The sequence below is a fragment of the Enterobacter cloacae complex sp. P1B genome, assembly GCF_014982345.1.
GTDB lineage: Bacteria > Pseudomonadota > Gammaproteobacteria > Enterobacterales > Enterobacteriaceae > Enterobacter > Enterobacter bugandensis.
In genome coordinates this window covers 29,421-49,540 of the sequence record NZ_JADCLF010000004.1, presented here as the reverse complement: position 1 = coordinate 49,540, position 20,120 = coordinate 29,421, and the positions used below count along the sequence as shown (strand labels likewise).

Below are 20,120 nucleotides of genomic sequence, written 5' to 3'. Positions count from 1 at the left end.
CAGAACCGCGTAAGCCTCTACTGCACCAACGCAATCAGTTCCTTAAGCAATTGTTCCGGCTGTTCGCCGCTGAGTTCAGCGTCAACCGGCAGATACCACCAGTTTTCTTTCGCAAAGGCACGGCATTTCACCGCATCTTTTTCGGTCATAATGAGCGTCTGGCCAGGCGCGGTAAGCGCCTCAACCTGTTCTGACACCAGCGCCTGATGGTCAGCCAGCGGAACGCGTTTTTCCAGCCGGGCGCCACACTGTTCCAGCGTCGCGAAGAAGCGCGGCGGATGACCAATACCCGCCATAGCCACCAGCGAAGGCAGTTCTGCAACCGCCCGGCGTTCACCCGTCACCAGGTTGACCGCCATTCCCGGTAACAGACGCATAGGAATTTCACCCGCCTCGGCTTCACCGCCGTTAACAATCACCGCATCAACGGACTTCAGACGCGAAGCGCGTTCACGCATGGGGCCAGCGGGCAGCCACCAGCCGTTGCCGAAACGACGCACGCCGTCGATAACTACAATCTCTTTATCACGCGCCAGAGCGTAATGCTGCAGGCCATCGTCAGTAATAATGATTTGTACTGCATGCGCGGCAAGCAGCGCCTGCACGGCGTCGCTGCGCACCGGGGAGACCGCAACCGGCGCGCCGGTACGCTGGAAAATCAATACTGGCTCATCACCCGCTTCTGCGGTCGTGGTTTCCGCCGACAGCAGCAATGGGTAGTGCGCCGCTTTACCACCATACCCACGCGACACCACGCCGGGGCGGATGCCGCGTTTTTGCAACTGCTCCACCAGCCAGATCACCACTGGCGTTTTGCCGTTGCCGCCCGCCGTGAGGTTACCTACCACGACTACCGGAACCGGCGCGCGCCAGGCACGCTTGATCCCCAGACGGTAAAACAGGCGAATAATGCCGCTCACCAGGCCGTACAGCCAGGAGAGCGGCAAAAGCAGCAGCCACAGCGGGGATTCACCGGACCAGATGCGTGCAATCATTCGCCGAACTGCATCTTATGAAGCTGGGCGTAAACGCCACGATGTTCCAGCAGATCGGCATGGCTTCCGCGTTCAACAATGATGCCATCCTCAACCACGACGATCTCATCTGCCTGCTCAATAGTGGACAGACGGTGCGCAATCACCAGCGAAGTACGGTTCTTTTGCAGTTCATCCAGCGCCGACTGAATCGCGCGTTCAGATTCCGTATCCAGTGCAGATGTTGCTTCGTCCAGGATCAGTATCGGGCTATCGCGCAGCAGCGCGCGCGCAATGGCAATACGCTGGCGCTGACCGCCGGAGAGCAGTACCCCGTTTTCACCGATTATCGTGTCCAGACCGTTATCCATCTTGTTGATAAAGTCCATTGCATACGCCATACGCGCGGCGTTCTCAATCTGCTCGCGGCTGTACTCGTCAGTGCGTGCATAAGCAATGTTGTTGGCAACCGTATCGTTGAAGAGATGCACGTTCTGAGAAACCAGCGCAACCTGGTTACGCAGCGACTGCAGGGTGTACTCCCGCAGGTCGTGTCCATCCAGCAGGATCTCACCTTCGTTAATATCGTAGAAACGAGTGATGAGGCTCGCAATGGTGGATTTACCGGAGCCGGAGCGGCCTACCAGCGCAACGGTTTTACCTGCCGGAATCGTCAGGTTGATATTGCGCAGAGCCGGCGTTTCGCGGCCTGGATAGGTGAAGGTCACGTTGCGGAACTCCACGTCGCCACGCGCGCGCTCTACCTCGCGTGTACCTTCGTCTTTTTCCTGTTCAGAATCCAGAATGCTGAACAGCGTCTGGCAGGCGGCCATCCCGCGCTGGAACTGGGCGTTCACGTTCGTCAGGGATTTCAGCGGGCGCATCAGGGCAATCATCGAGGAGAAGACTACGGTGATAGTACCCGCCGTCAGCGTCTCCATTACGCTCGGGAAGCTTGCCGCATAAAGAACGAACGCCAGCGCCAGTGAGGCAATCAGCTGAATGATCGGGTCAGAGATGGAAGAGGCCGAGACCATCTTCATCCCCTGCAGACGCATTTTGTTGCTGACTTTGTCAAAGCGTTTGGTTTCAACTTCCTGACCGCCGAAGATCAACACTTCTTTGTGCCCTTTCAGCATCTGTTCTGCGCTGGTCGTCACCTGCCCCATGGTGTTCTGCATATTCTTACTGATATTGCGGAAGCGCTTTGAGACGACGCGGATAGCAATGGACACGACCGGTGCCAGCACGATAAGGATCAGCGACAGCTGCCAGCTGTAATAGAACATCATTGCAAACAGACCGATGATCGACGCTCCTTCGCGCACGACGGTAATCAGCGCGCTTGAAGAGGAGGAGGCAACCTGCTCTGAATCGTAGGTAATGCGAGACAGCAGCGTCCCGGTGGATTGCTTGTCAAAGAATGAGACTGGCATGCCCATCATGTGGCTGAACAGACGACGGCGCATGGTCATAACCACTTTCCCGGAAACCCAGGAAATGCAGTAGCTGGAGATATAGCTGGTGATACCACGTAAGATCATCAGCCCGATAACCACCAGAGGCATCCATAGCAACACTGAGCGATCCGTTTTACCAAAACCGTCGTCCAGTAACGGTTTGAGGAGCGATAACATAAAAGTATCGCTGGCTGCGTTGAGGATTAACGCTACACCCGCCACGATCAGGCCTGCTTTAAAGGGTGCAATCATCGGCCAGAGTCGGCGGAAGGTTTGCCACGTGGAGAGATCTTTGTCGTTATGCATTCAAAAAACCAGCATTTGTTGAAATAGCCGCATATTCTACCCGTTATCTACGGGCGCGCCAAACCACTGATGATACCAGGGGGGTAAAAATTGATCCCGCACGCGCCGGATTTGCCAGCGATGGTGCGAAAATGTCACCGATATTTGCCCTGAATGGGGGGTATCGTGCCAGATATATCCCTCTTTTCGATAGCGCCGGACTACTTTAGCCGACGGGAATCGCCATGCGTTATAGCGGGCCGCTGAATCCAGCGCAATCTCCCCTTCCAGGCGCTGTACCAGCGGCAATGAAGACGAGGTATTGCTGCCGTGATGAGGTACCTGTATGAGGGTGGACGTCAGATGCTGCCAGTAATGGCTAAGCATAGCCTGTTCTGCCTGTGCTTCAATGTCTCCCGTCAGCAGAACGCTCTGCTCGCCGTCGTCAATTTTTACCACGCAAGAGTGATTGTTACCCTGAGCCGGATAATTTTCAGTGGGCCAGTGGACGGTGAAGGTTAACCCCTGCCATTGCCATCTTTGCCCGCGAAAGCAGGGACGATGCCCGGTCTGGTGCAACGGACTTCTTACCCACATTTCGGGCCATGTTTTTTGCAGCGATACAAGGCCTCCCGCATGGTCGAGATGCTCATGGCTGAGAATAACGCCTTCCGGCTGCAGATGATGCCAGCGCAGCCATGGAATAATTAACCGCTGTGCACTATCCCCGCCCGGCCAGGCAAGCCCGGTATCGTAAAGAATGGCTTTTCCCTGTCGTTCAATAACCATTGCCAGCCCCTGCCCCACGTCCAGCATATGGAGCGTCCAGGCGTCGCTTTTCGCCGTCCGCCAGAGGGGAAAAGCCAGCAAGACACTTCCCGCCAGACAAACGGCAGGAACGGTTTTCCAGGCGCGGAAACACCAGCCGATGAGGATAAGCCACGGCAGTAACGTCATGTACTGCCAGCGCTGGTCCACACTCTGCCAGCCGTCTGGCAGGCGCATCAGCAACCAGAACAACCCGGCAAGCGTCTTATCGGCTGCATACCAGATGCCGCTTTCCAGCCCCGCCAGCGGCAGCAGATGGAGCAGCATGCCGAGTAAAATCAGCGGTACGCAGACAAACGTCACCAACGGCACGGCAAAGAAATTGGCGATCAACGATGAAATGCTAAAGCCATGGAAAATCAGAACCTGTAGCGGCATGAGAAGTAACAGCATGCCGACCTGCAGATAGACCAGGTTCAGCAGCGGACGTATCCGGCGAGCCCACTGCCAGTGAGGAAGCGGCAACCACTGAAACCAGAAAATCAGCGCGGCGACGGCAAATGCAGACAAAAGCAGACTCTGCGAAAGTATGGCTAAGGGATCGCTTATCAGGATCGCCGCGACACAGCAGATCCACACCTGCCATGGAGACCATTGCCTGGAACCGATCCGCAGCGCCGCCAGTACAGCAAGTGCGATGACCGTGCGTAGCGCGGGCGGTTGCAGACCGGTCAGCCAGGCGTAGAAAGCAGCAAAGAATAACCCTGCCAGCAGAGGCATTTGCCAGTTGACCCGATGGCAAGGTAATAAAAACTGAAGCCCGCGCACAAGAAACCAGACGATGGAGGCCGCCAGCGCGATATGCAGACCCGAAATCGCCATCAGATGCAGCGTGCCGGTTTCACGCATCAGGTCTTTTATTTCCCTGGGGACATCCAGACGTTCTCCCATGCCCAGCCCGAGGATAACCGCGCCCCAGCGATAAACTGAAAGTCGGTTTTGCAGCGATGTCAGGTATTGCGCTCGCAGGCTACAGCGTCCATCGATGAGTTCTGCATGTGTAAAACGCCCACTTAGCGTTTGATGGCGGGCAATAGCGCTGCGCTGGGGGTCATACCCTCCGTCGTTCAGTTCGCCGTGTACAGGCCTGAGCCGGAGCGTCATCGCCCAGCGCTGACCGGCACACGCTTTCTGCGGCAGATAATGACCATAAAGCGTTACGCCCGTTGACGCCCACCAGCGCTGGCCATCAACGGTGAGTATTTTTCCCTGATGCACAGTGGCACCATCAGTCGCGGCGATCTCCACCTCGACCTGTACGGCACCTGCGGTTAAATGCTGCATCGGCCAGACGCTCTCTTGCGCGGCCAGAATGCCCCACACGCAAAATAACAGCGTCAACCCCACATACTTCAGCCGTACGTTTTGGCGTGCGGCTAGTGCAACCCCGCCAGCCATCATTATCCAGATGGTATAACGCGATGGCAGTTCAGGTAACCAGAGTAACGGGGCTATCGCCAGAATGGCGCAGATACCTAAAGCGGGAATTCCCATTGCTACCTCCCTGTTTCTGGGTGGCAGTATGCGGGCAGATCGAGCGGAGTGTCAGGTGTGAAAAATGCAATCTACAGCAAGCGCTGCAAGGTTTTTAGCGCATTGCAGAAAACGCAACTTAAAATGCGAGACACCTTCAGAATGAAAGTGACGGAGACAAAAAAAGCACCCGCAGGTGCTTTCTTTCGAACCCAGTTTAACCGGCTGGCTAAACTCAGTTGCCGTAAATATTGGCGCGATCGCGCAGTTCTTTACCCGGCTTAAAGTGTGGAACGTACTTCCCTTCCAGCTCGACTTTATCACCAGTTTTCGGGTTACGCCCGGTACGTGGAGCACGATAGTGCAGAGAAAAACTACCGAAACCGCGGATTTCAATGCGCTCGCCCTGGGCAAGAGTGGAGGCCATATGCTCCAGCATCTCTTTTACGGCATCTTCCACTGCCTTGGCAGGGATATGCGGTTGCTGACTGGCAAGTCTTTCAATCAATTCTGACTTGGTCATGATTCCTCCGGTTCCTTTCAAACCAATTAGCTGAACAGCTCATTAAACAAGGGCGGCCGTAGCCGCCCTTTGTTATTGATTACAGGACGAATCCTGCAATCTGTCAAGTCTGCTCATCATCCTTCGCGCTGTAAATGCGTTACAGCTCAAATGATGCTGAGAACCTGATATTACTCGCCTTTAGCTGCTTTGAAAGCTTCAGCCATTGCGTTGTTAGAGAAGTTTGCATCTTCCTGTTTGTTAACAGTTGCGATTGCATCTTTCTCATCAGCTTCGTCTTTAGCACGTACAGACAGGCTGATTGCACGGTTCTTACGGTCAACACCGGTGAACTTAGCTTCAACGTCGTCGCCTACGTTCAGAACCAGAGTGGCATCTTCAACGCGGTCACGTGAAGCTTCAGAAGCGCGCAGGTAACCTTCAACGCCGTCAGCCAGTTCTACGGTTGCGCCTTTAGCGTCAACTGCAGTCACTTTACCGTTTACGATTGCGCCTTTCTTGTTCAGTGCAACCCAGTTGTTGAACGGATCTTCTGCGAGCTGTTTAACGCCCAGGGAGATACGCTCACGCTCTGCGTCAACCTGCAGAACAACTGCAGCGATTTCGTCGCCTTTTTTGTATTCACGAACTGCTTCTTCGCCTGCAACGTTCCAGGAGATGTCAGACAGGTGAACCAGGCCATCGATGCCGCCGTCCAGGCCGATGAAGATACCGAAGTCAGTGATAGACTTGATTTTACCTTCAACACGGTCGCCCTTGTTGTGGGTTTCCGCGAACTGCTGCCATGGGTTGTTTTTGCACTGCTTCAGGCCCAGGGAGATACGACGACGTTCTTCGTCGATATCCAGAACCATCACTTCCACTACATCACCAACGTTAACAACTTTGGATGGGTGGATGTTTTTGTTGGTCCAGTCCATTTCGGAAACGTGCACCAGGCCTTCAACGCCTTCTTCGATTTCAACGAAGCAGCCGTAGTCGGTCAGGTTGGTTACGCGACCAGTCAGTTTAGTACCTTCTGGGTAACGCTTAGCGATAGCTACCCATGGATCTTCGCCCAGCTGTTTCAGGCCGAGGGATACACGAGTACGCTCGCGGTCGAACTTCAGCACTTTAACAGTGATTTCGTCGCCCACGTTCACGATTTCGCTTGGGTGCTTAACGCGTTTCCACGCCATGTCGGTGATGTGCAGCAGGCCATCAACGCCGCCCAGGTCAACGAATGCGCCGTAGTCAGTGAGGTTCTTAACGATACCTTTGACTTCCATGCCTTCCTGCAGGTTTTCCAGCAGCTGATCGCGTTCTGCGCTGTTTTCGGATTCGATAACGGCACGACGGGAAACAACAACGTTGTTACGCTTCTGGTCCAGCTTGATTACTTTGAACTCAAGCTCTTTGCCTTCGAGGTGCAGGGTGTCACGGACTGGACGAACGTCTACCAGTGAACCTGGCAGGAACGCACGAATACCATTCAGCTCAACAGTGAAGCCACCTTTAACTTTGCCGTTGATAACACCGACCACAGTTTCAGCTTCTTCGTAAGCTTTCTCCAGCGTGATCCATGCTTCGTGACGTTTAGCTTTCTCACGAGACAGCAGGGTTTCGCCGAAGCCGTCTTCTACTGCGTCCAGAGCAACGTCAACTTCGTCACCAACCTGGATTTCCAGCTCGCCCTGGGCGTTTTTGAACTGCTCAGCCGGAATGGCGGACTCAGATTTCAGACCGGCGTCAACCAGTACTACGTCTTTGTCGATAGCAACAACAACACCGCGAACGATGGAACCCGGACGGGTTTCGATTTCTTTTAAGGATTCTTCAAACAGTTGAGCAAAAGATTCAGTCATGTTTAATCTTCAGGTTAATATTAACGTCCACCTGGCTCCGTGCCGGATGGGGTTGTTTCACATACCCGCCGTCAATCCATTGCAGCGGGGGTACTGCTAAATCGGTCGCGATTACGCGAGTGCCAGTTTTTGGCGCGCATATTGTAGCGCTTTTTCAATCACTTGCTCAATAGTTAAACTGGTTGAATCCAGAACTAATGCATCTTCTGCAGGAACAAGCGGTGCGACGGCGCGGTTACGATCGCGGTCATCGCGCTCTTTTATCTCGGATAAAAGGCGATCAAAGTTAACACTAAACCCCTTTTCCTGCAACTGAAGCATACGGCGTTGAGCACGTTCTTCCGAAGAGGCGTCAAGGAAGATTTTTACTGGCGCATCAGGGAAGACCACGGTTCCCATGTCGCGTCCATCAGCGATCAGACCCGGGGCTTCACGAAACGCTCGCTGGCGACGCAGCAGCGCCTCGCGAACGCGTGGGAAAGCCGCCACCTGGGAGGCCGCATTAGCGACTTCCTGCGTACGGATTTCGCCGCTCACGTCTTCCCCTTCCAGGATTACTTCCAGGTTGCCATCGGTAGAAACAAAACGCACATCCAGATGCGCAGCCAGCGGTACCAGCGCTTCTTCAGAGGCGACATCCACGTGATGATGCAGCGCAGCCAGCGCCAGCACGCGATAGATTGCTCCCGAATCTAAAAGATGCCATTGCAATGCTTCCGCCATCGCTTTGCACAGAGTACCTTTCCCTGCGCCACTCGGCCCATCAATGGTGATTACCGGGGCAACTGCCGTCATCTTTTTCTCCTTAAATAAGGCATACCGTTAACATGAACGCCGCGCATTATACGCGCCAACGTGCGCAACTGTTACCTTTGCGTGCAAATTACGGAATGATAGAAGCAGAGTGTAGAAGAAATGAGCGGAAAAGATCGTCAGGAAGCGTAAGGAAATGCCGCATCAGGTGATGCGGCAAGACTTCATCATGCCAGGGTGCTAATGCGCGCCAGCTGTTCGAAATAGTCCGGGAAGGTTTTCGCCGTACATTTCGGATCGAGAATGGTCACAGGGGTATCGGACAGCGCCACCAGCGAGAAACACATCGCCATACGGTGATCGTTATAGGTCCCGATTTCAGCAAAGTTCAGTTTTACCGGAGGGGTAACGCGAATGTAATCTTCGCCCTCTTCTACCTCAGCGCCGACTTTACGCAGCTCGGTTGCCATCGCGAACAGGCGGTCCGTCTCTTTTACGCGCCAGTTATAGATGTTGCGCAGCGTGGTGGTGCCTTTGGCAAACAGCGCCGCCGTGGCAATGGTCATCGCCGCATCCGGGATATGGTTCATGTCCATGTCGATGGCGTTCAGCTCACCGTGGGTACAGGAGATGAAATCATCCCCCCAGGTGACAACCGCGCCCATTTTTTCCAGCACGTCAGCAAAACGAATATCGCCCTGCACGCTGTTGCGGCCAATGCCGGTCACTTTTACCGTACCGCCTTTAATCGCGCCAGCGGCAAGGAAATAGGATGCGGATGAAGCATCGCCTTCAACCAGGTAGTTGCCCGGCGACTGGTACTGCTGCGCGCCGCGAACCACGAAACGCTGATAAGACTGGTTTTCAACCTCAACGCCGAAGGTTTTCATCAGATGCAGCGTAATATCAATATACGGTTTGGAGACCAGCTCACCTTTAATCGTGATAACCGTATCCTGCGGGGCCAGCGGCGCGGTCATCAGCAGCGCCGTCAGGAACTGGCTGGAGACGCTGCCGTCAACCTCGACGGTACCGCCGGTAAAGCCCCCGCGCAGACGCAGTGGCGGGTAATTTTCCTGCTCCAGATACTCAATCTGCGCGCCGCCCTGACGCAGGGCATCTACCAGATGGCCGATCGGACGTTCCTTCATGCGCGGCTCGCCGGTCAGCACGATGTTATTGCTCCCGAGGCACAGGGCCGCCGCCAGCGGACGCATCGCGGTACCCGCGTTACCCAGAAACAGCTCAAGCTCGTCACTCGCCTGCAGCGCGCCGCCGTTGCCGGTCACTTCGCAGCGGGTGCGATCGTCAGAGAGTGTGTAATGAACGCCCAACGCTTTCAGCGCATTGAGCATATGGCGCACGTCATCGCTGTCCAGCAGGTTGGTGAGGACGGTGGTGCCGTTTGCCAGAGCTGCCAGCAGCAGAGCGCGGTTCGAGACACTTTTTGAACCAGGCAGATTGATGGTGCCATCTACCCGCGCGATAGGTTGTAACGTCAGGGATTCCATGAAAACTAAACTCTCAACTCAACATAATAAAAACCCCGCAGGGACGCTGCGGGGGTGAAAAACAGCAAATTAACCGTGACGACGTTCGAAGTCGATCATGAAATCGGTCAGGGCTTTAACCCCTTCCAGCGGCATGGCGTTATAAATGGAAGCACGCATCCCGCCAACCACACGATGGCCTTTCAGCGCGTGCAGACCCGCCGCGAACGACTCTTCCAGGAACACGCTGTCCAGGCTGCTGTCTGCCAGCTGGAACGGTACGTTCATGCGGGAACGGTTCGCTTTCGCCACATCGTTACGGTAGAAATCGCTCTTGTCGATCGTGCCGTACAGCAGTTCGGCTTTCTGCTGATTGATCTTGTCCATCTGCGCCACGCCGCCGTTTTGCTTCAGCCATTTGAAGACCAGGCCGGAGAGATACCAGGCAAACGTAGGTGGGGTGTTGAACATGGAGTCGTTGTCATTCAGGACGGTGTAATCCAGGATTGACGGGCAGGACTTATGGGCTTTCCCCAGCAGGTCTTCACGGACGATGACAATAGTCAGCCCAGCAGGACCGATGTTTTTCTGAGCACCTGCGTAAATGACGCCGTAGCGGCTGACGTCCAGCGGAGTGGACAGAATGGTTGAAGAGAAGTCCGCCGTCACAATGACATTGTCGCCAAAGTCTGGCTCTTCGTGAATGGCGATGCCGTCGATGGTTTCGTTCGGGCAGTAGTGGAGATACGCGGCGTTGTCAGACAGCTGCCACTCGCTCATCGGCTTCACGGCGCGCAGACCGTCAACGGTCACTTTGGCGTCGATAACGTTCGGCGTGCAGTATTTGTGCGCTTCTTTTAACGCACTGGCTGCCCAGTAGCCGGCATCGACGTAATCAGCGGTGGTTTTGTCGCCCAGCAGATTGAGCGGGATGCCCGCAAACTGACCGCGTCCACCGCCATGGCAGAACAATACTTTGTAGTTCGAGGGAATGTTCAGCAGATCGCGAAAATCCTTTTCTGCCTCTTCCGCCACCTGAATAAACGCTTTACCCCGGTGGCTGATTTCCATCACCGACGTACCCAGACCGTTCCAGTCACACAGTTCCTGTTGAGCCTGTTTGAGTACGTCTGCCGGTAACATTGCCGGACCTGAACTGAAATTAAAAACTTGAGCCATTTCCCCTCACCACGCTAAAAGCCATAAGTTATAACTGTGGATATCGGTTTTATCATTCAGTGACACGCGCCGCAATGTCTAAAACTTATAACCGGGGAAATGTGCCCTTCGTCACACAAAACAATCTGCCGCCTCGTCGTCACAAAACCGACAAAATCGCTGTCAGACGAGGCGTTTAGCCCGGCTAACCTTTGTCCATTCCGGATTTGCACAACGAGGGCATAATTGATGATCGCCCGCATGCATCCCCACAACATGACTACATTTTATACATGCATACTCCCCGGTTTCAGGTATCACCCTGAACCGTTCTACTAACATATCCGGCAGGATACACAGGCCGGGCTTAACGTCGTCATCAGCATAGTAATAGACGCTGATTTGCCCATTGGTTTCCATGATCGCCAGCCGCACCTGTCCGAGCTGTTCAACGCTATTCAGGCGTAGCTCCATGAAGAACTCAAACTCGGTCATATTGGCGCTTTGCACATTTTCCCAGGCCAGTTGACCGTCCTCAACAATAACGACCGGTTTCCCTTCAAGCAGATCTTCCAGCTTTTCACTTTTTGACATCAGCCACATCACCAGCCGGTAAAGCAAGGCGAGGGAAACAAAAACGATAAACACCGGCACCATCGGCACGTCGTCATAAAACGCGACGTCCCCCGCCGCCGAGCCCAGCGTCAGGATGATCAGCACTTCAAACAGCGACATCTGACGAACGCCACGACGACCGGTAATTTTGAGAAACAGGAAGACGAGTACGAAGGTATACAGGCTGCGCAGCGCCACTTCGCCCAGAAATTCAGGTGGAACTTTATCAAACGCCATCCGCTGGAGATCAAATGCTTTCATTTTTCTATGCCTTAACAGTCAGTTACTGCTACTAAGCATAGCCCAGCCATTTATTTTCGCCGGAGATAGCACCCGTCACGCAAAACCCGTATCATTGCGCGCTTTACGTACGATAAAAGTGAACGCCATGACTCAAACGTTTATCCCCGGCAAAGACGCCGCTCTGGAAGATTCCATCGCTCGCTTCCAGCAGAAACTGACCGACCTGGGCTTTAACATCGAAGAAGCCTCCTGGCTGAACCCGGTGCCTCACGTCTGGTCCGTGCACATTCGCGACAGAGACTGCGCGCTCTGCTTTACCAACGGTAAAGGTGCGACGAAAAAAGCGGCACTGGCCTCTGCGCTGGGTGAGTATTTTGAGCGTCTGTCCACCAACTATTTCTTCGCTGACTTCTGGCTGGGTGAAACCATCGCCAACGGCCCGTTCGTTCACTATCCGAACGAAAAATGGTTCCCGCTGACCGAAGACGATGAACTGCCGGAAGGCATTCTGGATGCCCGTCTGCGTGCCTTCTACGATCCGGAAAACGAACTGACCGCCAGCATGCTGATCGATCTGCAGTCTGGTAATGAAGAGCGTGGGATCTGCGCCCTGCCGTTCACCCGTCAGTCTGACGAGCAGACCGTCTATATCCCGATGAACATCGTCGGCAACCTGTATGTGTCTAACGGTATGTCCGCCGGTAACACCCGCAATGAAGCGCGCGTACAGGGTCTCTCTGAAGTCTTCGAGCGTCATATCAAAAACCGCATTATTGCCGAATCCATCAGCCTGCCTGAAATTCCGGCAGACGTGCTGGCGCGCTACCCGGGCGTGGTGGAATCCATCGCCAAACTGGAAGCGGAAGGTTTCCCAATCTTTGCGTATGACGGCTCGCTGGGCGGTAAATATCCGGTTATCTGCGTCGTGCTGTTTAACCCGACTAACGGAACCTGCTTCGCCTCCTTCGGCGCGCATCCTGACTTCGGCGTGGCGCTGGAGCGTACCGTGACCGAGCTGCTGCAGGGCCGTAGCCTGAAAGATCTCGACGTATTCACCCCGCCAACGTTTGACGATGAAGAAGTGGCCGAGCACACCAACCTCGAAACCCACTTCATCGACTCCAGCGGTTTGATCTCCTGGGATATGTTCAAGCAGGACGCGGACTATCCGTTCGTGGACTGGAGCTTTGCCGGTACCACCGAAGAAGAGTTCGCTACATTGATGGCAATCTTCGACGCCGAAGATCAGGAAGTCTACATTGCCGACTACGAACACCTGGGCGTTTACGCGTGCCGCATCATCGTACCTGGCATGTCCGATATCTACCCGGCGGAAGATCTGTGGCTCGCAAACAACAGCATGGGCGCGCACCTGCGTGAAACCCTACTCTCCCTGCCGGGCAGCGAGTGGGAAAAAGAAGATTATCTCAACCTGATAGCCCAGCTGGACGATGAAGGCCACGATGACTTTACCCGCGTGCGCGAGTTGCTGGGTCTGGCGACCGGGAAAGACAACGGCTGGTACACGCTGCGCATCGGTGAACTGAAAGCGATGCTGGCCCTCGCGGGCGGCGATCTGGATCAGGCTCTGGCCTGGACAGAATGGACCATGGAGTTTAACCAGTCGGTCTTCTCCGCCGAGCGCACCAACTATTACCGCTGCCTGCAAACCCTGCTGCTGCTTGCGCAGGAAGACGATCGCGAGCCACTGCAGTACCTGAACGCTTTTGTACGTATGTACGGTGCTGAAGCGGTTGAAGCCGCCAGCGCGGCGCTGAGCGGTGAAGAGCCGTTCTACGGTCTGCAGGCGGTTGACAGCGATCTGAAAGCCTTACCGGCGCATCAGTCTCTGCTGAAGGCCTATGAAAAGCTGCAGAAAGCAAAAGCCGCTTACTGGTCAAAATAAGCGCATATAACATTAACGGCAGTAGGCGTATTCAATCGTCTGGGCTATATTACGGGGCAATTTCATTGCCCCGTTTTTTATTCTCTTAGGCAATGATTGTTGATTGTAATAATAAAGTTAAACACGGGTAAATATAATAATATTTGCCTGGGCTTTATTGTTACTTTTTATGGTAAATACTCCATATTAATTAACTGTTTCGAAGGGGGCCGAACGAAAAAATTCAACTCTTTTCATAACTTTTAAAATTTATTTTTATACGGATAATCAAATACTTACTCCGCATTTGTTGTAAAACCATACATACTGCGGGCCTATAAGCCAGGCGAGATATGATCTATATCAATTTCTCTTCTATAATGCTTTGTTAGTATCTCGTCGCCGACTTAATAAAGAGAGAGTTAGTGTGAAAGCTGACAACCCTTTTGATCTTTTACTCCCCGCCGCGATGGCAAAAGTTGCCGAAGAAGCGGGTGTCTATAAAGCAACGAAACACCCGATGAAGACGTTCTATCTGGCGATCACCGCTGGTGTGTTCATCTCTATCGCTTTCGTCTTCTACATCACCGCCACCACCGGTACTGCCGGAATGCCTTTCGGCATGGCCAAACTGATTGGCGGCATTTGCTTCTCACTGGGTCTGATTCTCTGCGTCATTTGCGGCGCCGACCTCTTCACCTCAACGGTGCTGATTGTTGTGGCGAAAGCCAGCGGAAGAATTACCTGGGGTCAACTGGCGCGCAACTGGCTTAACGTCTACGTTGGTAACCTGATTGGCTGTCTGCTCTTTGTTCTGTTGATGTGGCTCTCTGGCGAGTATATGACCGCCAACGGTGGCTGGGGGCTTAATGTCCTGCAAACCGCTGACCACAAAATGCATCACACATTTATCGAAGCCGTTGCTCTCGGCATCCTCGCAAACCTGATGGTCTGCCTGGCGGTCTGGATGAGCTACTCTGGCCGTAGCCTGATGGATAAAGCCATGATTATGGTTCTGCCGGTTGCGATGTTTGTTGCCAGCGGCTTCGAGCACAGTATTGCGAATATGTTCATGATCCCGATGGGGATTGTTATCCGCAACTTTGCAAGCCCGGAGTTCTGGACCGCAGTTGGTTCATCCCCGGAAAGTTTCTCTCACCTGACTATTATGAATTTCATTACTGATAACCTGATCCCCGTCACTATCGGGAACATTATCGGTGGGGGTCTGTTAGTTGGGTTGACATACTGGGTCATTTACCTGCGTGGCGGCGACCATCATTAATGGTTGTCTCAGGCAGTAAATAAAAAATCCACTTAAGAAGGTAGGTGTTACATGTCCGAGCTTAATGAAAAGTTAGCCACAGCCTGGGAAGGTTTTGCGAAAGGTGACTGGCAGAATGAAGTCAACGTGCGTGACTTCATTCAGAAAAACTATACCCCGTATGAAGGTGACGAATCCTTCCTGGCTGGCGCAACTGACGCGACCACCAAGCTGTGGGACAGCGTAATGGAAGGCGTTAAACTGGAAAACCGCACTCACGCGCCAGTTGATTTTGACACCTCCGTTGCATCCACCATCACTTCTCACGATGCTGGCTACATCAACAAAGCCCTTGAGAAAATTGTTGGTCTGCAGACTGAAGCACCACTGAAACGCGCAATCATCCCGTTCGGTGGTATCAAAATGGTTGAAGGTTCCTGCAAAGCGTATAACCGCGAGCTGGACCCAATGCTGAAAAAAATCTTCACCGAATACCGCAAAACCCATAACCAGGGCGTATTCGATGTTTATACCAAAGACATTCTGAACTGCCGTAAGTCTGGCGTTCTGACTGGTCTGCCAGATGCCTATGGCCGTGGCCGTATCATCGGTGACTACCGTCGCGTTGCGCTGTACGGTATCGACTTCCTGATGAAAGACAAATACGCGCAGTTCGTTTCCCTGCAGTCTGACCTGGAAAACGGCGTAAACCTGGAAGCGACTATCCGTCTGCGTGAAGAAATTGCTGAACAGCACCGCGCGCTGGGTCAGATCAAAGAGATGGCGGCTAAATACGGCTGTGATATCTCTGGTCCTGCGACCAACGCTCAGGAAGCTATTCAGTGGACCTACTTCGGCTACCTGGCCGCTGTTAAGTCTCAGAACGGTGCAGCAATGTCCTTCGGCCGCGTATCCACCTTCCTGGATGCGTACATCGAACGTGACCTGAAAGCGGGTAAAATCACCGAGCAAGACGCTCAGGAAATGATTGACCACCTGGTCATGAAACTGCGTATGGTTCGCTTCCTGCGTACCCCAGAATATGATGAGCTGTTCTCTGGTGACCCAATCTGGGCAACAGAATCAATCGGTGGTATGGGCGTTGACGGCCGTACGCTGGTTACCAAAAACAGCTTCCGCTTCCTGAACACCCTGTACACCATGGGTCCTTCTCCGGAGCCGAACATCACCGTTCTGTGGTCTGAAAAACTGCCTCTGAACTTCAAGAAATTCGCCGCTAAAGTGTCCATCGACACCTCTTCTCTGCAGTACGAGAACGATGACCTGATGCGTCCGGACTTCAACAACGACGACTACGCTATCGCTTGCTGCGTGAGCCCAATGGTTGTTGGTAAACAAATGCAGTTCTTCGGTGCGCGTGCAAACCTGGCGAAAACCATGCTGTACGCTATCAACGGCGGCGTTGATGAAAAACTGAAAATGCAGGTTGGTCCTAAGTCTGAGCCAATCAAAGGCGACGTGCTGAACTATGACGAAGTCATGGAGCGCATGGACCACTTCATGGACTGGCTGGCTAAGCAGTACGTGACCGCGCTGAACGTTATCCACTACATGCACGACAAGTACAGCTACGAAGCCTCTCTGATGGCGCTGCACGACCGTGACGTTATCCGCACCATGGCGTGTGGTATCGCAGGTCTGTCCGTTGCGGCTGACTCCCTGTCTGCTATCAAATACGCGAAAGTTAAACCAATTCGTGACGAAGACGGTCTGGCCGTAGACTTCGAAATCGAAGGCGAATACCCGCAGTTTGGTAACAACGACGCTCGCGTTGATGACATGGCGGTTGACCTGGTAGAACGTTTCATGAAGAAAATTCAGAAACTCACTACCTACCGTAACGCTATCCCGACTCAGTCTGTTCTGACCATCACCTCTAACGTTGTGTATGGTAAGAAAACCGGTAACACCCCAGACGGTCGTCGTGCTGGCGCGCCATTTGGCCCAGGTGCTAACCCAATGCACGGTCGTGACCAGAAAGGTGCTGTAGCTTCTCTGACCTCCGTTGCTAAACTGCCGTTTGCTTACGCGAAAGATGGTATCTCTTACACCTTCTCTATCGTGCCAAACGCGCTGGGTAAAGACGACGAAGTGCGTAAAACTAACCTCGCGGGTCTGATGGATGGTTACTTCCACCACGAAGCGTCCATCGAAGGTGGTCAGCACCTGAACGTGAACGTAATGAACCGTGAAATGCTGCTCGACGCGATGGAACATCCTGAGAAATATCCTCAGCTGACCATCCGCGTATCTGGCTACGCAGTACGTTTTAACTCCCTGACGAAAGAACAGCAGCAGGACGTTATCACCCGTACTTTCACTCAGTCCATGTAAGTGGAATTGACTGAAATCACGCGTTAAAAAGCGTACAATAAAGGCTCCACGCAAGTGGGGCCTTTTTAACACCCTCGCTTCACCAGTCTCTTTTGTCCGCTATCTATACTTTATGGATAACAGCCAAAACAGACTCGACATAGCCTTTGAGCTGTGCAACTACACAGGCCCCCGGATGGGCCAAATTCGGAGATATCACCGCAATGTCAACTATTGGTCGCATTCACTCCTTTGAATCCTGTGGCACCGTCGATGGCCCGGGGATCCGCTTTATTACCTTTTTCCAGGGCTGCCTGATGCGCTGCCTGTACTGCCATAACCGCGACACCTGGGACACGCACGGCGGTAAAGAAGTCACCGTGGAAGATCTGATGAAAGAGGTGGTGACCTACCGCCACTTTATGAACGCATCCGGCGGTGGCGTGACCGCGTCCGGCGGTGAAGCTATTCTTCAGGCTGAGTTTGTCCGCGACTGGTTCCGCGCCTGCCATAAAGAAGGCATTCATACCTGTCTCGACACCAACGGCTTTGTGCGCCGCTACGATCCGGTCATTGATGAACTGCTCGACGTGACCGATCTGGTGATGCTCGATCTCAAACAGATGAACGATGAGATCCACCAGAATCTGGTTGGCGTTTCTAACCACCGTACGCTGGAGTTTGCCAAGTACATCGCCGACAAAGGCATCAAAACCTGGATCCGCTACGTTGTTGTTCCCGGCTGGTCAGATGACGATGACTCCGCGCATCGCCTGGGTGAATTTACCCGCGACATGGGCAACGTCGAGAAAATTGAGCTTCTGCCCTATCACGAACTGGGTAAACATAAATGGGTGGCGATGGGCGAAGAGTACAAGCTTGATGGCGTGAAGCCGCCGAAAAAAGAGACGATGGAACGCGTGAAAGGTATTCTTGAGCAGTACGGCCACAAGGTCATGTATTAAAGAGAAGGCCCGGTAAGAACCGGGCCTTTTTATATTCTATTTAAAGACGCCGTTAATTACGGAGGTCACAATTGCCGTACTCAGCGCAATTAAGACCAGGTCGTCCCCGACCACGCGCCATTCATAGCCCGGGTAGGAAGGAAGCTGGCCGAGCATAGAGGCTGGTACGGTCTTCTTCGCAATGCCCGGAGGAAGCGGTTTACCGCGTGCGAGGTTTTTCGCAATCCCCGGCGGCAGAGACTCATAGCCCGTTAAGCCATAATTCAGTGCCAGGTGGCGGGCATGATCGAAGCTCACGCGAGCGTCGACGTCATTACCGACATCTTTGCTGTTTTTGAAGCTCTTATCCGATTTTCCAGGGTTTTCCTTTCCGCTATTTTGCTTATTACCATGGTTACCGGAATTACCAGAATTCCCGTTACCATGATTGCCGCCATTACCTTGTCCGCCACTGTTTCCATGACCACCGCCATTCCCGTTTCCAGGATTAGCCATGACCGGAGCCGTTGCAAACGTTAAAGACAACACTACGGCAAGTGCGGTAGTGGAAAAACGACGTATAGACATGATTGTTGCCTTTTGTGGTAGAACTCATTTGAATTATCGCCAGGCGGGGAAAACAAACAATGCGTAAAAGTCTTATATGTGACGGGGACAAAAAAGCCTGTCATCGACAGGCTTTTATTTAATCAGGCGTGCGCCACAGGGGTTGGATGCTCGCCCGCTTTGCGCAGCAGCATCAGGAGATAAATAAACGACACGCTGGCAATCATGATAAACAGCAAATTGTCGGAATAATTCTGCATCAGCATCGCGGTAAATGTCGGTCCCAGCAGGCTACCGATGGTATAGCTTAATAATAGCGCCTGGTTCATTGCCACGAGCTGGTGATGTTCTACTTTCTCACAGGCCCACGCCATCGCGACGGGGTAAAGCGTGAATCCTGCGGCCCCGAGAATAAACAGTGCAGGCGCCATCGCGGCGTTGCTGAGCATCGCAAGGCATCCCATGATCACCACGAAGACCTGAACGCGCAGCACCAGCAGACGACCAAAGCGGTCCGCCAGGCGGCCAATCGGCCATTGCCCCACAATACCCGCACTGACCATCACCGCCATCCAGAAACCAATTCCGGAATCGCTGACGCCCTGATGATTCAGGTAGAGCGGCATCAGGCCATAGAGCGAGCCCAGTACAATTCCCGAGATAATACAGCCATTTACGCCAAGACGCGCCTGACGGAGTCTCAACATCGGCCAGACGTGGGTCGCTTCCTGATGTTCGCTGTTCTGGTTCACAATGCGCGTAAAGAGCAGCGGCAGGATCGCGGCCAGCACCATGCCGGTTACCCACGGCAGCACGCTCATCAGGTCGGTTGGCAGTTTGCTGACCATCAGTTGACCCAGAACGGTACCGACGTAGTAAACCATCATATAGGCCGCCAGCAGACGTCCGCGGTTGCGGGAGGTACCACTACACATCAGCGCGCTTTCAACCACCACCCAAATCATCGCGCAGCCGATGCCGGCGATAAAGCGCCATGCCATCCAGCTCCAGAAGCCCACCATCAGACCCAGACCGGCACACCCGGCAGCGAAAATCAGCGAGGCCAGATAATAGCTGCGATTAAAGCCAAAACGCTTAATCAGGCTACCGGTTAATAATGTGCCCAACAGGTTCCCGGTAAAAAAGGACGAGCTGACCATACCCACCTGCCAGGTCGGTAAGTTTTCATGGGCGAGCCACAGCGGGACGAGCGTGTTTAACACGGCGATCGCCAGGGTCAACAGAAGCAGGCCACAGAGCAACAGGAGCACTGGCCGGGTATAGGTGGTCATGGATTAAAAACCGTGAGGAAGTTCAGATTTCGTGCGCATCATGCCACTGGCAAAAACAAAGTCAATCCACAGATTTAACCGGCTCGCACAATATGTTCCCTGTCGATTTAAAAAACTTATCCTGCTAATGCAGCGCCTGCTATAGATATTAATTATGTATCTGTTTTTATTTATTAATGACCGAAATT

Annotated in this window: 16 protein-coding genes; 5 read left to right on the top strand and 11 right to left on the bottom strand. The window is 53.5% G+C overall.

From position 1 onward, the window contains the following. Positions 1-17: 17 nt before the first annotated feature. The 9 genes from lpxK to INF77_RS03115 all read right to left on the bottom strand — a co-directional run bounded on the left by lpxK (position 18) and on the right by INF77_RS03115 (position 11,664). The gene (lpxK, locus tag INF77_RS03155; protein WP_048999372.1) at positions 18-995 is read right to left on the bottom strand and encodes a tetraacyldisaccharide 4'-kinase; all 978 of its coding nucleotides are present in this window, start codon (positions 993-995) and stop codon (positions 18-20) included. Continuing rightward, positions 992-2,740, bottom strand: a complete 1,749-nt coding sequence (gene msbA / locus INF77_RS03150) for a lipid A ABC transporter ATP-binding protein/permease MsbA (protein ID WP_028012570.1) — start codon at positions 2,738-2,740, stop codon at positions 992-994. Before msbA ends, lpxK begins: the two co-directional genes overlap by 4 nt. A 36-nt stretch (positions 2,741-2,776) precedes the next feature. After that, positions 2,777-5,041 (bottom strand): ComEC family protein, encoded by a 2,265-nt coding sequence (locus INF77_RS03145; protein WP_193532699.1) that lies wholly within the window; start codon positions 5,039-5,041, stop codon positions 2,777-2,779. 214 nt (positions 5,042-5,255) lie between these two features. Continuing rightward, complete coding sequence (gene ihfB, locus INF77_RS03140; protein ID WP_008499965.1) at positions 5,256-5,543, bottom strand: integration host factor subunit beta; 288 nt, start codon at positions 5,541-5,543, stop codon at positions 5,256-5,258. 170 nt (positions 5,544-5,713) lie between these two features. After that, a complete protein-coding gene (rpsA, locus tag INF77_RS03135; RefSeq protein ID WP_008499966.1) occupies positions 5,714-7,387 on the bottom strand; it encodes a 30S ribosomal protein S1 in 1,674 nt (557 codons plus the stop codon). A gap of 111 nt (positions 7,388-7,498) precedes the next feature. After that, entirely contained in the window at positions 7,499-8,182 is a 684-nt protein-coding gene (gene cmk, locus INF77_RS03130; RefSeq protein ID WP_013097305.1) for a (d)CMP kinase, read from the bottom strand. Between the two features lie 185 nt (positions 8,183-8,367). Continuing rightward, positions 8,368-9,651 (bottom strand): 3-phosphoshikimate 1-carboxyvinyltransferase, encoded by a 1,284-nt coding sequence (gene aroA / locus INF77_RS03125; protein ID WP_126345194.1) that lies wholly within the window; start codon positions 9,649-9,651, stop codon positions 8,368-8,370. A gap of 69 nt (positions 9,652-9,720) precedes the next feature. Beyond that, positions 9,721-10,809, bottom strand: a complete 1,089-nt coding sequence (gene serC / locus INF77_RS03120; protein ID WP_047368210.1) for a 3-phosphoserine/phosphohydroxythreonine transaminase — start codon at positions 10,807-10,809, stop codon at positions 9,721-9,723. 162 nt (positions 10,810-10,971) lie between these two features. Then, a complete protein-coding gene (locus INF77_RS03115) occupies positions 10,972-11,664 on the bottom strand; it encodes a DUF421 domain-containing protein (protein WP_028012566.1) in 693 nt (230 codons plus the stop codon). A 127-nt stretch (positions 11,665-11,791) separates the two neighbouring features. On the opposite strand from INF77_RS03115, the gene ycaO reads away from it, so the two are divergent. The 4 genes from ycaO to pflA all read left to right on the top strand — a co-directional run bounded on the left by ycaO (position 11,792) and on the right by pflA (position 18,094). Next, the gene (ycaO, locus tag INF77_RS03110) at positions 11,792-13,552 is read left to right on the top strand and encodes a 30S ribosomal protein S12 methylthiotransferase accessory factor YcaO (RefSeq protein WP_193532698.1); all 1,761 of its coding nucleotides are present in this window, start codon (positions 11,792-11,794) and stop codon (positions 13,550-13,552) included. Positions 13,553-13,958: 406 nt separating this feature from the next. Beyond that, positions 13,959-14,816, top strand: a complete 858-nt coding sequence (focA, locus tag INF77_RS03105; protein WP_028012564.1) for a formate transporter FocA — start codon at positions 13,959-13,961, stop codon at positions 14,814-14,816. Between the two features lie 51 nt (positions 14,817-14,867). Next, the gene (pflB, locus tag INF77_RS03100; RefSeq protein WP_023338210.1) at positions 14,868-17,150 is read left to right on the top strand and encodes a formate C-acetyltransferase; all 2,283 of its coding nucleotides are present in this window, start codon (positions 14,868-14,870) and stop codon (positions 17,148-17,150) included. Positions 17,151-17,353: 203 nt separating this feature from the next. After that, the gene (gene pflA, locus INF77_RS03095; RefSeq protein WP_028012563.1) at positions 17,354-18,094 is read left to right on the top strand and encodes a pyruvate formate lyase 1-activating protein; all 741 of its coding nucleotides are present in this window, start codon (positions 17,354-17,356) and stop codon (positions 18,092-18,094) included. A 36-nt stretch (positions 18,095-18,130) separates the two neighbouring features. Here pflA and INF77_RS03090 read toward each other — a convergent pair whose 3' ends face one another. Further along, positions 18,131-18,589 (bottom strand): anti-virulence regulator CigR family protein, encoded by a 459-nt coding sequence (locus INF77_RS03090; protein WP_269837742.1) that lies wholly within the window; start codon positions 18,587-18,589, stop codon positions 18,131-18,133. On the opposite strand from INF77_RS03090, the gene INF77_RS23180 reads away from it, so the two are divergent. After that, positions 18,588-18,728 (top strand): hypothetical protein, encoded by a 141-nt coding sequence (locus INF77_RS23180; protein WP_223824769.1) that lies wholly within the window; start codon positions 18,588-18,590, stop codon positions 18,726-18,728. The two genes, INF77_RS03090 and INF77_RS23180, sit on opposite strands and share 2 nt — an antisense overlap. A gap of 55 nt (positions 18,729-18,783) precedes the next feature. On the opposite strand, the gene INF77_RS03085 is transcribed toward INF77_RS23180, so the two are convergent. Beyond that, positions 18,784-19,932: an MFS transporter gene (locus INF77_RS03085; protein WP_049136505.1), complete on the bottom strand. Its 1,149-nt coding sequence runs from the start codon at positions 19,930-19,932 to the stop codon at positions 18,784-18,786. Positions 19,933-20,120: the final 188 nt, after the last annotated feature.

Coding starts and splice junctions, on each gene's coding strand:
- lpxK (WP_048999372.1), bottom strand. CDS start 995: ATGATTGCACGCATCTGGTCCGGTGAATCCCCGCTGTGGCTGCTGCTT.
- msbA (WP_028012570.1), bottom strand. CDS start 2,740: ATGCATAACGACAAAGATCTCTCCACGTGGCAAACCTTCCGCCGACTC.
- INF77_RS03145 (WP_193532699.1), bottom strand. CDS start 5,041: ATGGGAATTCCCGCTTTAGGTATCTGCGCCATTCTGGCGATAGCCCCG.
- ihfB (WP_008499965.1), bottom strand. CDS start 5,543: ATGACCAAGTCAGAATTGATTGAAAGACTTGCCAGTCAGCAACCGCAT.
- rpsA (WP_008499966.1), bottom strand. CDS start 7,387: ATGACTGAATCTTTTGCTCAACTGTTTGAAGAATCCTTAAAAGAAATC.
- cmk (WP_013097305.1), bottom strand. CDS start 8,182: ATGACGGCAGTTGCCCCGGTAATCACCATTGATGGGCCGAGTGGCGCA.
- aroA (WP_126345194.1), bottom strand. CDS start 9,651: ATGGAATCCCTGACGTTACAACCTATCGCGCGGGTAGATGGCACCATC.
- serC (WP_047368210.1), bottom strand. CDS start 10,809: ATGGCTCAAGTTTTTAATTTCAGTTCAGGTCCGGCAATGTTACCGGCA.
- INF77_RS03115 (WP_028012566.1), bottom strand. CDS start 11,664: ATGAAAGCATTTGATCTCCAGCGGATGGCGTTTGATAAAGTTCCACCT.
- ycaO (WP_193532698.1), top strand. CDS start 11,792: ATGACTCAAACGTTTATCCCCGGCAAAGACGCCGCTCTGGAAGATTCC.
- pflB (WP_023338210.1), top strand. CDS start 14,868: ATGTCCGAGCTTAATGAAAAGTTAGCCACAGCCTGGGAAGGTTTTGCG.
- pflA (WP_028012563.1), top strand. CDS start 17,354: ATGTCAACTATTGGTCGCATTCACTCCTTTGAATCCTGTGGCACCGTC.
- INF77_RS23180 (WP_223824769.1), top strand. CDS start 18,588: ATGACCGGAGCCGTTGCAAACGTTAAAGACAACACTACGGCAAGTGCG.
- INF77_RS03090 (WP_269837742.1), bottom strand. CDS start 18,589: ATGGCTAATCCTGGAAACGGGAATGGCGGTGGTCATGGAAACAGTGGC.
- INF77_RS03085 (WP_049136505.1), bottom strand. CDS start 19,932: ATGACCACCTATACCCGGCCAGTGCTCCTGTTGCTCTGTGGCCTGCTT.